Consider the following 12,440-nt stretch of genomic DNA (forward strand, 5'->3'; position numbering starts at 1 on the left):
TGGGCCGGCGTCTTCGCGGGCAAGCCTTGCTCCCACAACGGTGCGATGTAAGCCTGTGGGAGCAAGCCTTGCTCCCACAGTGGTGCGATGTAAGCCTGTGGGAGCGAAGCTTGCTCGCGAAGGGGCCGGCACTGACTGCCCAAAACCATAGAATCTCCCACATAAGTACGGCTCAAGACCGGTCCCTATGGGAGCAAGGTTGCGCGTTCGGCTGTGAAGAGGCCAGAGTGCCTAGCGAATGTCTGCCAGATACTCCCGCATCCGCTTGAGCACCGCATTCATGCCGTTACTGCGCGACGGCGACAGCTGTCGGGCCAGGCCCAGGTCGGTGAACCAGGCCGGCAGGTCAAGGGCTTCGACCTCGACAGCACTCAAGCCTTCGACCCGCACCAGCAGCAGTGCCAACAGCCCACGGATCAAGCGCGCATCGCTGTAGGCCTTGAAATGCCAGCATCCGTCGAAGTGCTCGGCGCTCAGCCAGACTTGGCTTTCACAGCCATGCACGCGGTGTTCGTCGCGCTTTTCAGCCTCGCTCATGGGCGCCAGGCGTTCGCCCCATTGCATCAGCAGACGTGCCCTCTGTTCCCAGCCGGGGGCGTGCTCAAAGGCTTGCAGTGCCTGGGCTGCGGCGTCCGGCAGGGTCATCGAAGCATTTCCAGGGCCTTGTCCAGCGCTTCAAAAAAGCGCTGCAGGTCATCGCTGTCGTTGTACAGGGCCAGCGATACCCGGATTGCACCCTGCAAGCCCAGGCGCTTGAGCAGCGGCATCGCGCAGTGATGGCCGGCGCGCACGGCGATACCCTGGTCGGTCAGCAAGTGGGCGAGGTCGGCGTTGTGCACGCCGTCCACGGTAAAACTGGCCAGCGCCGCCTGCGGGTCACCCACTACTCGCACGCCCTCGCGGTCGTGCAGGCCGCGCAGCAGTTGGCGATGCAAAGCCGCCTCGTGGGCCAGTACGGCCTTGGTATCCAGGCCGCCGAGGTAGTCGAGGCTGGCGCTGAGGCCGATCACACTGGCGATCGGCGGCGTGCCGGCTTCGAAACCCAAGGGCGCCGGATGGAAACTGGCTACGTGGTAATCGGCGGTATGGACCATTTCGCCGCCGAACTGCCAGTGCTGCAGGCGGCCCAGGCCGCGGCAACTGCCGTACAGGGCGCCAAGGCCGTCCGGGCCATAGAGCTTGTGACTGGAAAATACATAGAAGTCGCAGTCGAGCTGCTGCACGTCATGCCGCCCGTGGACCACGCCCTGAGCGCCATCGACCACGGTCAAGGCATCCTGCGCGCGGGCCATGGCCAGCAGCGAATCCAGCGGTTGCCAGGTGCCGAGCACGTTGGACAACTGGCTGACAGCGAGCAAGCGGGTGCGAGGGCCGATCAGGGCAGCGGCGCTGTCGAGGTCGATCATTCCACCGGCGGTCAGTGGCAAGATCACCAACTTCACCCCGCGGCGTTGGGCCAGCTGCTGCCAAGGCAACAGGTTGGCGTGATGCTCCAGGGCGCTGATGGCGATTTCGTCGCCAGGGCGAAACTCGTTCTCCAGGCCATAGGCGAGCAGATTAAGGGCCGAGGTGGCTCCGTGGGTAAAGATGATCTGGCTGGGGCTCGGGGCATTGAGCCATTGGGCGATCTTTTCCCGGCTGCCTTCGAACGCCTGGGTCGCCATGGCGCCAGGCAGGTGTTGCGCACGGTGCACGTTGGCGGCGCCATGGCTGTAATAGTGAGCAATCGCGTCGAGCAGGGCCTGGGGCTTTTGCGTGGTGGCAGCGCTGTCCAGGTAGGTCTGCTGCTGGCGTTGCAAGGCGGCGATGGCCGGAAAATCGGCGCGCCAGGGAGAGGGCTGGAACATGGGTATAGGCTCTGGCAGTCGGGGCCGCCTGCAGGCGACCCCGGTACGCCACTTAGTTGTGAGCGTGCAGCGCTTCGTTCAGCTCGATGGCCGACTTGTGGGTTTTGCATTCCACAGCGCCGGTTTCCGAGTTGCGACGGAACAGCAGGTCGGTCTGGCCAGCCAGGTCTCGGGCCTTGACCACTTTGACCAACTGGTTGTTTTCGTCCAGCAGCGCCACTTTGGTGCCGGCGGTTACATACAGCCCGGACTCAACCGTATTGCGGTCGCCCAGCGGGATACCGATACCGGCGTTGGCGCCGATCAGGCAGCCTTCGCCGACCTTGATGATGATGTTGCCGCCACCTGACAGGGTGCCCATGGTCGAGCAACCGCCGCCCAGGTCGGAACCCTTGCCGACGAACACGCCTGCCGAAACGCGACCTTCGATCATGCCAGGGCCTTCGGTGCCCGCATTAAAGTTGACGAAGCCTTCGTGCATGATGGTGGTGCCTTCGCCGATGTAGGCACCCAGGCGCACACGGGCGCTGTCGGCGATACGAACGCCGGCCGGGACCACGTAGTCGGTCATTTTCGGGAACTTGTCCACCGAGAACACTTCCAGCAGCTCGCCTTTCAGGCGTGCTTCGAGTTGACGCTCGGCCAGCTCGCCCAGGTCGATGGCGCCTTGGCTGGTCCACGCCACGTTCGGCAGCAGCGGGAAGATACCCGCCAGGCTCACGCCGTGCGGCTTGACCAGGCGGTGGGACAGCAGGTGCAGCTTGAGGTAGGCCTCAGGGGTAGACGTCAAGGCGACGTCTTCGGCCAGGATAGTGGCGACCAGTGGACGATGGCTTTCGGCCAGACGCGTCAGCAGCGCCGATTGGCTCGCGTCGACGGTCTTCAGCGCTTCAGCCAGTTGCGAGGCCTGTGCGGTGGTGAAGGTGATGGCCTGGTTGCCGCCGGTGTAGTCCAGCAGCGGGGCGATGGCCTGGATCAGGTCGCCGGGCGGGTTCAGCAGTGGCTGGGCGTAGAACACCTCCAGCCAGGTGCCGTTGCGGTTTTGAGTGCCGACGCCGAAGGCCAGGCTGAATGGAGTGGTGGACATGCAATTACCTCGTTGCAAGTGAAAGGGGGCCATGGGTGCCAGTACTTACTGGACGGCCGCCGCATAAATGTCGGGTTTGAAGCCAATCAGGGTCTTGTTGCCCAGATCGAGCACGGGGCGCTTGATCATCGAGGGCTGGGCGAGCATCAGTTCGATGGCCTTGGCCTGGTCGAGGTCGGCCTTCTGAGCGTCCTCGAGCTTGCGAAACGTGGTGCCCGCGCGATTGAGCACCACTTGCCAGCCGTGCTCGTTGCACCACTGCGCCAGGTGCTCGCGGTCGATGCCCTGGGTCTTGTAGTCATGGAAGGCATATTCGACCGGTTTTTCGTCAAGCCAGGTACGGGCCTTTTTCATGGTGTCGCAGGCTTTGATGCCATAGAGAGTGTAAGCCATGGATTATCGCCGGGCGGGTGGCACTGGCCGCCCGTCCCCTGTTCTCCGCAAGATTGATCGACGAATTATGCGGCATCACGTGTTTCGATGCCATGACTGCGTCTGGGGGAAAGGTGACAGGGTTATGCCAGGCGGGCGTTGGGGCTGGATGAAAGTTCGTTTCATCTGATGGTGCGACCTTGGTGCAGCAGCGTAGCGCGGCCGTAAACCGTTACCATAACCGCCAAGCGGACGCTTCTCTTCCTGGAGGCGTCCTGGTCAATCCGCCCGCACAGGAACCGCGTCGCCTCCATGCAAACTGCCTATACCGTCCTCATTCTGCTCATGCTCGTGAGCCTCTCCAAGCTGGTCGCGAGACTGGTGCCGCTGCCCTTGCCGATTCTGCAGATTGCCGCCGGGGCGCTGCTGGCGTTGCCGACATTGGGCTTGCATGTGGCGTTGGAGCCGGAGTTGTTTCTGTTTCTGTTCCTGCCGCCGTTGCTGTTTTCCGATGGCTGGCGGATGCCCAAGCGTGAGCTGTGGCGCCTGCGCGGTTCGATCCTGACGCTGGCCGTGGGCTTGGTGCTGTTCACCGTGATCGGCGCCGGTTACTTCATTCATTGGCTGATCCCGTCGATCTCCCTGCCCGTGGCTTTCGCCCTGGCCGCGGTGCTTTCGCCGACCGATGCCGTGGCGGTATCGGCCATCGCCCAGGATCGTCTGCCGACGCCGTTGATGCATGTCCTGCAGGGCGAAGCGTTGATGAACGACGCGTCGGGCCTGGTGACCTTCAAGTTCGCCCTGGCGGCGGCCATGACCGGTTACTTTTCCCTCGCCGACGCCAGCCTGACGTTCGTGCTGGTCGCGGTCGGCGGCCTGGCACTGGGGGTCGCGTTGAGCTGGCTGGTGGGGCGCTTGCGGGTGTGGATGATCAGTCGCGGCTGGGACGATCCAGCCACCCACGTGGTGTTCATGCTGGTGCTGCCGTTTGCGTCCTATGTGCTGGCCGAGCGTCTGGGCGCTTCGGGGATTCTCTCGGCGGTGGCGGCCGGGATGATGCAGAGCTGGCTTGACTTGCTGCCGCGGCAGACGGCCACGCGTCTGCTTAATCGCAGTGTCTGGTCGCTGCTGGAGTTCTCGTTCAACGGCCTGATTTTCCTTATCCTCGGCCTGCAGTTGCCGGATATCGTCAAGGCGGTTGCCAGTCACGAAACCGATGTGTGGTCGAGCATGAGTTCGCGTTCCCTGGAGGTGATGGCGATTTTCATCGTGCTGGTGCTGCTTCGGTTCGTGTGGGTGCAAGGTGTGTGGCGCCTGACCGTACTGCTGCGCCGCTGGCGGGGCTCCAAGCAGATCACTGCGGTACCGACGGCGCGCTCCTGCTGGCTGTTGACCGTTGGCGGGGTGCGTGGTGCGGTGACCTTGGCGGGTACCTTGTCGGTGCCGTTGTTGCTGGGTGACAACGCGTTTCCCGAGCGCGACTTGCTGCTGTTCATCGCTGCCGGGGTGATTCTGCTGTCGCTGATCATCGCCTGCATCGTGTTGCCCCTCTTGTTGCGGGGGATGGACAAGGGTTCGGATGAGAAGCTGCATGCCGAGGTTCGTGAAACCCGTCGGCAGACGGCCCAGGAAGCGATCAAGGCGCTGGAGGCCGAGGAGCTGGGCGATAGCGGCGGAGATGCGGCGCAGGCGGCGCTGGCCACGGAGATGAAGGCGCAGTTGATGGCCGAATATCGCCATCAGCTGGACATCATCAACGATTCCGAAGAAGCGCAGGCGCAGGCGCTGCAAATGCACCAGTTGGAGCGGCGCTTGCGTCTGGCAGCGTTGCGAGCCCAGCGGCGCAAGCTGTATGACCTGCGCCGGCAACGGCAGATTGGTGATGACGTGGTGCGTCAGTTGCTGGCCGAGCTGGATATCAACGAGGCCAACCTGGGGGTGGGCAAGTAGTTGCACCGCGAGCACTGTGGGATCGGGCAGGCACCGGTCCCACAGTAGTGGCAGCGATCAGCGGCTCTGGATGAACGCGCGGATCCGCTGCGCCGCCTCGACGCATTCGGCCAGCGGTGCGACCAACGCCAGGCGCACGCGACCGGCGCCGGGGTTGAGGCCATCGACGTCGCGGCTCAGATACGAGCCCGGCACTACGGTCACATGCTGCTCTTCGAACAGCGCGCGGGTGAACTCGGCGTCATCCCCCTCGACTTTCGGCCACAGGTAGAAGCTGCCGTCCGGGCGTTGCACATCCATGACCGGGGCGAGGATGTCGAGCACCGCATCGAACTTCTCGCGATACAGGTCGCGGTTGGCTCGCACGTGGGCTTCGTCGTTCCAGGCAGCGACGCTGGCCAGCTGGGTTTGCACCGGCATCGCGCAACCGTGGTAGGTGCGGTACAGCAGGAAGGCCTTGAGGATCTCGGCATCACCGGCCACGAAACCCGAGCGCAGCCCTGGCAGGTTGGAGCGCTTGGACAGGCTATGAAACACCACGCAACGCTTGAAATCGCTGCGGCCCAGCTCCGCGCAGGCGGTCAGCAGGCCCGGGGGTGGGGATTGCTCGTCGAAGTACAGCTCGCTGTAGCACTCGTCCGCCGCGATCACGAAGTCGTACTGGTCGGCCAGAGCGATCAGTTTTTTCAAGGTTTGCAGCGGGATCAATGCGCCCGTCGGGTTGCCGGGCGAGCACAGGAACAGGATCTGGCAGCGCTGCCAGGTCTCGGCCGACACGGCGTCGAAGTCCGGATTGAAACCGTTGTCGTCCAGGCAGGGCAGGTAGTGCGGCTTGGCACCAGCCAGCAGCGCCGCGCCTTCATAGATCTGATAGAACGGGTTGGGGCTGATCACCAGGCCGTCGTCGCTGCGCTGCACCACGGTCTGGGTGAACGCGAACAACGCTTCGCGGGTCCCGTTGACCGGCAGCACGTGGCGGGCCGGATCGATCCAGCCCGGCGGCACGCCGAAGCGTCGCTCGCACCAGTGGCCGATGGCCTCGCGCAGAGCCGGGACGCCTAGAGTGGTCGGGTACACCGACATCTTGTCCAGGTTGTCGGTCAGCGCCTGGGCCACGAAGGCTGGCGACGCGTGCTTGGGTTCGCCGATCGACAGAGCGATCGGGCGCTTGTCGGCAGCCGGTTGCACGCCACCGAGCAGGGCTCGCAGTTTTTCGAACGGGTAGGGCTGCAGCTGGTTGAGGGCGTTGTTCATCGATCGGGTCTCGTTAAATGCTCATTCGCGTGGGGTCGATACCGTTGACCTTCAGATGGTCGACGATCGACTCCTGCAGGCGGCTGCACAGCTGCGGGTCGGACAGCGGCTGGTTGCTCGCGTCGGTAATAAAGAACACGTCTTCGACGCGCTCGCCCAGGGTGGCAATCTTGGCGTTTTGCAGCGACAGGTCGAACTCCAGGAAGATCTTGCCGATGCGCGCCAGCAAGCCAGGGCGATCCGGCGCGCTGAGCTCCAGCACTGTCACCGGGCGCCCGGCGTCATTGCTGATGGTCACTTGCGGCTCGAAGGCGAAGTGCTTGAGCTGGCGCGGCACGCGGCGCTGGATGATGTTCGGGTAGTCGTCCGGATTGCGCAGGGCTTCAGTCAGACCATCGCGAATCTGTTGTATACGAGCAGGATTGTCGCCGATCGAGCCGCCATCGGTATCGAGCACAATGTAGGTGTCGAGGGTGAACTGGCTGCTCGAGGTGATGATGCGCGCGTCATGGATGTTGAGGTTGAGCTGGTCCATGGCGGCCACGGTCACGGCGAAGAAGTCATGCTGATCGGGCGCGTAGATGAAGATCTGCGTGCCGCCCTCGAACTCGCGCTGGGTGGTTTCCTTGATCAGCACCAGCGGCTCGGCGTGGGCCGGTTGCTGCAGGATCGCGTCGCTGTGCCAGGCCACGTCGCCAGCGGTGTGACGCAAGAAGTAGTCATCGCCCAACTGCGACCAGAGCTGCTCCACTTCGTCGGGATCGGTGCCGGCGCGCACGAGGATATCCAGAGCTGCGCTTTGCGTCTGGCGAATCTGTTCTTCGCGGTCCAGCGGGTTCTCCAGGCCGCGGCGCAGGGCGCGCTTGGTCTCGGTGTAGAGCTGACGCAGCAGGCTGGCCCGCCACGAGTTCCACAGGCTCGGGTTGGTGGCGTTGATGTCGGCCACGGTGAGCACATACAGATAGTCGAGGTGGACATCGTCGCCCACCAGGTTGGCAAAATCGTGGATCACCTGCGGGTCGGAGAGATCCTTGCGCTGCGCGGTGGTCGACATCACCAGGTGGTTCTGCACCAGCCAGACGATCAGGCGGCTGTCCCACGCCGGTAGTTGATGGCGCTGGCAGAACGCCTCGGCATCCACCGCACCAAGTTCGGAGTGATCACCGTTACGCCCCTTGCCGATGTCGTGATACAGCCCGGCCAGGTAGATCAGCTCGGGCTTGGGCAGTTTGCACATGATCTTGCTGGCTAACGGGAATTTCTCGGACACCTGGGTGTACTGCAGTTTGCGCAGATGCTTGATGAGATTGAGGGTGTGAGCGTCGACCGTATAGATATGAAACAGGTCGTGCTGCATCTGGCCGATGATATGGCCGAACTCGGGCAGGTAGCGGCCCAGAATGCCGTAACGGTTCATGCGACGCAGGTTGCGGTGGATGCCGATCTCGCACTTGAACAGCTCGATGAACAGGCTGGTGTTGCGGATATCGTGGCGGAAACTGTCATCGATCAGGTGGCGATGTTCGCGAATCAGGCGAATAGTGTCGGCCCGTACGCCCTTGATCTCAGGGGTCTGCGCCATCAGCACGAAAATTTCGAGCATGGCGAACGGGGTGCGCTTGAACACGTTGGCGTGGGTCGCCTCGATATAGCCGTCGTGCAACTGAAAGCGCGAGTTGATCGGCTGTACGGCGCAGCAATCGTCTTCGGCGAGGATCACTTCCTCGAAATGCTGGATGATCAGGTCGCTGAGCTCGGCGATGCTCATCACTACCCGGTAATACTGCTGCATGAAGCGCTCGATGGCCTTCTTCGCGTCGGTGTCCTTGAAGCCCAGCAGCTCGGCGATGTGGCGCTGATAGTCGAACAGCAGGCGATCTTCGGAGCGACCGGCAAGCATGTGCAGGGCGTAGCGAACCTTCCAGAGAAACTCCTGAGAGGCGGCCAGCAGGTTGTTCTCGCTTTCGACGAGAAAGCCTTCACCGGCCAGTGCGTGCAGGTTGAGCGTGCCGTACTGACGACGGGCCATCCAGAGGATAGTCTGGATATCGCGCAGGCCGCCTGGAGAGCCTTTGACGTTCGGCTCCAGGTTGTATTCGGTGTCGAAGTACTTGTGGTGGCGGGTCTTCTGCTCGGCACGCTTGGCCAGGAAAAAGTCCTTGCTGGGCCACATGTGGGCGGTGCTGGTGACCTCGATCATGCGCTTGCGCAGGCTTTCGGGGCCATCGATGGTGCGGCTTTCCATCAGGTTGGTGATGACGGTGAGGTCGGCCAGTGCCTCTTGGGCGCATTCGTTGACCGAGCGCACGCTCTGGCCGACTTCCAGGCCGATGTCCCAGAGCAGGGTGAGGAAGCGCTCGATGGAATCGCGGAAGACTTCCTGATCTTCGCTGTCGAGCAGGATCAGCAGGTCGATGTCGGAATAGGGGTGCAGTTCACCACGGCCATAGCCGCCGACGGCGAGCAGGGCGATGTCGGCCTCTTCGCTCCAGTCGAACTGCTGCCAGGCTTGTTGCAGGATGTTATCGACGAACCAGGCGCGGTCTTCGATCAGGCGACGAATGTCGCGACCGCTGCGAAAGCGCGCGTCGAGCACGTCGCGGGCCTGGCGGATGGCTTTCTTGAACGCTGCGATCGGGCTCGACTTGAGCGCGAGTTCGGCCTGGAACTGACCGCGATCGAACAACTCCGGATCCACCTGGGGCATCGAATGGCATTCCTCGAATATCAATGGCACCACGGGCCCCTGTGGGAGGGGGCGCTGCCAGCCAAGCTTTAGCTTTCAAAGGCTTCGCTGGTGCAGGCCGCTCCCATAGGGATGTCAGTAGGCTTGAACTGTGGGGTCAGGCCGAACGGGCGATGGTTTCATCGCTGCGCAGGGTCAGGATTTCGTAACCGGTCGCTGTCACCAGAATGGTGTGCTCCCACTGTGCCGACAGCTTGCGATCCTTGGTGATCGCCGTCCAGCCGTCGCCCAGCACCTTGGTATCGGCCTTGCCCTGGTTGATCATCGGTTCGATGGTGAAGATCATGCCTTCCAGTAGCTCCATGCCGGTGCCGGCCCGGCCGTAGTGCAGCACTTGCGGCTCCTCATGGAATACCTTGCCGATGCCGTGACCGCAAAATTCGCGCACCACTGAAAAACCATTTTTTTCCGCGTGCTTCTGGATCACTTCGCCGATGTCACCCAAGCGGCAGCCCGGCTTGACCAGCTCGATGGCCTTATACATGCATTCCTGAGTGATCTGCGACAGGCGCTCGGCCCACACGGGCACGGTGCCGACGTGGAACATCGCGCTGGTGTCGCCGTGGTAGCCGTCCTTGATCACAGTGACGTCGATGTTAAGCACATCGCCGTCCTTGAGCGGCTTTTCATTCGGGATGCCGTGGCACACCACGTGATTGATCGAGGTGCAGATCGACTTCGGAAAACCTTTATAGTTGAGCGGCGCGGGGATGGCCTTCTGCTCGTTGACTATATAGTCGTGGCAGAGGCGATCGAGCGCTTCGGTAGTCACGCCAGCTTTGACATGTGGGCGGATCATTTCCAGCACGTCGGCAGCCAGACGGCCGGCGATGCGCATTTTCTCGATGTCTTCAAACGATTTGATCGTGACAGTCATTACAGGCTCTCTCGGTGCGCGACGGCGCTTGTAAACTTGGGGCTAGAGGGCGATTCTACCAGAGGTCACGGCAATTCTCCCGTGACCGGCCGACGCCGCTCGTTCCACCCTCTATATAAGGAGGTAAACAGGCGCTCATTGTCGCGCGATTGCGCCAATGGTGCAAAAGCCTGCTCGGCATCGTTTTTCGGGTTTATCCGGATCCGATTGTATGGTATAAAGTGCGCCGCTTTCAGGGGTTGACCCTGTTCGCGAACAAACCCACACACGTGTCGACACGATGACCTGGGTGCCTCAGCTGATGCTGCGGGTTGGTCATTGGGATACGTGGAGGCCTAACCCGACTTATCAAGGAACTATCATGTCCCAAGTCAATATGCGCGATATGCTGAAGGCCGGTGTGCACTTCGGTCACCAAACCCGTTACTGGAATCCGAAAATGGGTAAGTACATTTTCGGCGCGCGTAACAAGATCCACATCATCAACCTTGAAAAAACCCTGCCAATGTTCAACGAAGCTCTGACTTTCGTTGAGCGCCTGGCCCAGGGCAAAAACAAGATCCTGTTCGTCGGCACCAAGCGTTCGGCTGGCAAGATCGTTGCTGAAGAAGCAGCACGTTGCGGTTCGCCGTACGTCGACCACCGCTGGTTGGGCGGCATGCTGACCAACTTCAAAACCATTCGTGCTTCCATCAAGCGTCTGCGTGACCTTGAAGTGCAAGCCGAAGACGGTACTTTCGCCAAGCTGACCAAGAAAGAAGCGCTGATGCGCACTCGCGATCTTGAGAAGCTCGATCGTTCCCTGGGTGGTATCAAGGACATGGGCGGTCTGCCAGACGCTCTGTTCGTAATCGACGTTGATCACGAGCGCATCGCGATCACCGAAGCCAACAAGCTGGGCATCCCGGTCATCGGCATCGTCGATACCAACAGCAGCCCTGAAGGCGTTGACTACATCATCCCTGGTAACGACGACGCCATTCGCGCCATCCAGCTGTACATGGGCGCAATGGCTGACGCTGTTGTCCGTGGCCGCAACCACGTCGCTGGCGGTACTGAAGAGTACGTCCAGGACGCTCCTGCTGCAGCGGTAGAAGGCTGAGTCGTTAACGCCAAGCGTTGACTCAGTACGCAAAAAGGGGGCTAGGCCCCCTTTTTGCCACCTCCAGAACGTACTGGCAGGTTGATTGCGCTGACACCGTTGCAAAACCGTCACGCCGCCGCTGGTACCGTTCGACGAATTGAGCGCCCGACTCATCGGGTGGAATGGTTGAAAACCTATCCAAAGAGGATTTTGAAATGGCAGAGATTACTGCAGCGTTGGTCAAAGAACTGCGCGAGCGCACCGGCGAAGGCATGATGGACTGCAAGAAGGCCCTGACCAAGGCCGGCGGCGACATCGAAAAAGCCATCGACGACATGCGTGCTTCGGGTGCCATCAAGGCTGCCAAGAAAGCTGGCAACGTTGCCGCTGAAGGCGCTATCGCTATCAAGGAAGACGGCAAGGCTGCCGTTATCCTCGAAGTCAACTCGCAGACCGACTTCCTGGCCCTGCAAGATGACTTCAAGAGCTTCGTCGCTGCCAGCGTCGAGAAAGCTTTCGCTGACAAACTGACTGACGTCGCTCCGCTGATCGCTGCTCAAGAAGCCGATCGTCTGGTGCTGGTCGGTAAAGTAGGCGAGAACGTCAATATCCGTCGCCTGACTCGCATCGAAGGCGACGTTGTGGGTGCCTACCTGCACGGCAACAAGATCGGCGTTGTGGTTGCTCTTAAAGGCGGCAACGTTGAACTGGCCAAGGACATCGCTATGCACGTAGCGGCCAGCAACCCTGAATTCCTGCTGCCATCGGAAGTTTCGGCTGAAGCCATCGAACGCGAAAAAGCCGTGTTCCTGAGCCTCAACGAAGAGAAAATCAAAGGCAAGCCTGATAACATCGTTGAAAACATGGTCAAAGGCCGTATCAGCAAGTTCCTCGCTGAGGCGTCCCTGGTCGAGCAGGCGTTCGTCAAGAACCCTGAAGTCAAGGTCGGCGAACTGGCCAAGAAAGCCGGTGCTGAAATCGTTTCCTTCACCTACTTCAAGGTAGGTGATGGTATCGAGAAGCCGGTCGACGACTTCGCTGCAGAAGTTGCGGCTCAAGTGGCTGCCAGCAAGCAGTAAGGCTTAGTTACATTTGTCGCCCCGAAGAGGCTGCCCGCTTACGCGCGCAGCCTCTTTTTCAAGGCGCGAAACAGTTTGGAACGGTTTTCCTGCCCGCAAGGCCGGGAGCCGATGGCGCTGAAATGGCGCCCAGCTAGAGTAGTT

At 61.5% G+C, this 12,440-nt stretch carries 10 protein-coding genes; 3 read left to right on the plus strand and 7 right to left on the minus strand.

The features are described from left to right. Positions 1 to 231: 231 nt before the first annotated feature. The 4 genes from LIX93_RS15450 to LIX93_RS15465 are packed head-to-tail and all read right to left on the minus strand — an operon-like array spanning position 232 to position 3,327. A complete protein-coding gene (locus LIX93_RS15450; RefSeq protein WP_226504936.1) occupies positions 232 to 645 on the minus strand; it encodes a SufE family protein in 414 nt (137 codons plus the stop codon). Continuing rightward, positions 642 to 1,847 (minus strand): cysteine desulfurase, encoded by a 1,206-nt coding sequence (locus LIX93_RS15455; RefSeq protein ID WP_226504937.1) that lies wholly within the window; start codon positions 1,845 to 1,847, stop codon positions 642 to 644. The genes LIX93_RS15450 and LIX93_RS15455 overlap by 4 nt, the downstream gene beginning before the upstream one ends. 52 nt (positions 1,848 to 1,899) lie before the next feature. Next, positions 1,900 to 2,934 (minus strand): 2,3,4,5-tetrahydropyridine-2,6-dicarboxylate N-succinyltransferase, encoded by a 1,035-nt coding sequence (gene dapD / locus LIX93_RS15460; RefSeq protein WP_226504938.1) that lies wholly within the window; start codon positions 2,932 to 2,934, stop codon positions 1,900 to 1,902. Positions 2,935 to 2,979: 45 nt separating this feature from the next. Further along, positions 2,980 to 3,327 carry an ArsC family reductase gene (locus LIX93_RS15465; RefSeq protein ID WP_226504939.1) on the minus strand — a complete coding sequence of 116 codons (348 nt, stop codon included), beginning with the start codon at positions 3,325 to 3,327 and terminating at the stop codon, positions 2,980 to 2,982. Between the two features lie 291 nt (positions 3,328 to 3,618). Between LIX93_RS15465 and LIX93_RS15470 the strand changes: the two genes are divergently transcribed. Further along, a complete protein-coding gene (locus LIX93_RS15470) occupies positions 3,619 to 5,256 on the plus strand; it encodes a Na+/H+ antiporter (protein ID WP_226504940.1) in 1,638 nt (545 codons plus the stop codon). A 57-nt stretch (positions 5,257 to 5,313) separates the two neighbouring features. Here LIX93_RS15470 and dapC read toward each other — a convergent pair whose 3' ends face one another. The 3 genes from dapC to map form a co-directional block, all read right to left on the minus strand. Then, positions 5,314 to 6,510, minus strand: a complete 1,197-nt coding sequence (dapC, locus tag LIX93_RS15475) for a succinyldiaminopimelate transaminase (protein ID WP_226504941.1) — start codon at positions 6,508 to 6,510, stop codon at positions 5,314 to 5,316. A gap of 13 nt (positions 6,511 to 6,523) precedes the next feature. Continuing rightward, the gene (locus LIX93_RS15480) at positions 6,524 to 9,217 is read right to left on the minus strand and encodes a [protein-PII] uridylyltransferase (RefSeq protein WP_226504942.1); all 2,694 of its coding nucleotides are present in this window, start codon (positions 9,215 to 9,217) and stop codon (positions 6,524 to 6,526) included. Between the two features lie 136 nt (positions 9,218 to 9,353). Then, the gene (gene map, locus LIX93_RS15485; RefSeq protein ID WP_226504943.1) at positions 9,354 to 10,133 is read right to left on the minus strand and encodes a type I methionyl aminopeptidase; all 780 of its coding nucleotides are present in this window, start codon (positions 10,131 to 10,133) and stop codon (positions 9,354 to 9,356) included. Between the two features lie 361 nt (positions 10,134 to 10,494). Between map and rpsB the strand changes: the two genes are divergently transcribed. Together rpsB and tsf are read left to right on the plus strand one after the other, a co-directional pair. Then, a complete protein-coding gene (rpsB, locus tag LIX93_RS15490) occupies positions 10,495 to 11,235 on the plus strand; it encodes a 30S ribosomal protein S2 (protein WP_226504944.1) in 741 nt (246 codons plus the stop codon). A gap of 197 nt (positions 11,236 to 11,432) precedes the next feature. After that, complete coding sequence (tsf, locus tag LIX93_RS15495) at positions 11,433 to 12,296, plus strand: translation elongation factor Ts (RefSeq protein WP_226504945.1); 864 nt, start codon at positions 11,433 to 11,435, stop codon at positions 12,294 to 12,296. The last annotated feature ends 144 nt before the right edge of the window (positions 12,297 to 12,440 follow it).

This window comes from Pseudomonas sp. MWU16-30317, assembly GCF_020515695.1.
GTDB lineage: Bacteria > Pseudomonadota > Gammaproteobacteria > Pseudomonadales > Pseudomonadaceae > Aquipseudomonas.

Coding starts and splice junctions, on each gene's coding strand:
- tsf (WP_226504945.1), top strand. CDS start 11,433: ATGGCAGAGATTACTGCAGCGTTGGTCAAAGAACTGCGCGAGCGCACC.
- map (WP_226504943.1), bottom strand. CDS start 10,133: ATGACTGTCACGATCAAATCGTTTGAAGACATCGAGAAAATGCGCATC.
- dapC (WP_226504941.1), bottom strand. CDS start 6,510: ATGAACAACGCCCTCAACCAGCTGCAGCCCTACCCGTTCGAAAAACTG.
- LIX93_RS15465 (WP_226504939.1), bottom strand. CDS start 3,327: ATGGCTTACACTCTCTATGGCATCAAAGCCTGCGACACCATGAAAAAG.
- LIX93_RS15450 (WP_226504936.1), bottom strand. CDS start 645: ATGACCCTGCCGGACGCCGCAGCCCAGGCACTGCAAGCCTTTGAGCAC.
- dapD (WP_226504938.1), bottom strand. CDS start 2,934: ATGTCCACCACTCCATTCAGCCTGGCCTTCGGCGTCGGCACTCAAAAC.
- rpsB (WP_226504944.1), top strand. CDS start 10,495: ATGTCCCAAGTCAATATGCGCGATATGCTGAAGGCCGGTGTGCACTTC.
- LIX93_RS15480 (WP_226504942.1), bottom strand. CDS start 9,217: ATGCCCCAGGTGGATCCGGAGTTGTTCGATCGCGGTCAGTTCCAGGCC.
- LIX93_RS15470 (WP_226504940.1), top strand. CDS start 3,619: ATGCAAACTGCCTATACCGTCCTCATTCTGCTCATGCTCGTGAGCCTC.
- LIX93_RS15455 (WP_226504937.1), bottom strand. CDS start 1,847: ATGTTCCAGCCCTCTCCCTGGCGCGCCGATTTTCCGGCCATCGCCGCC.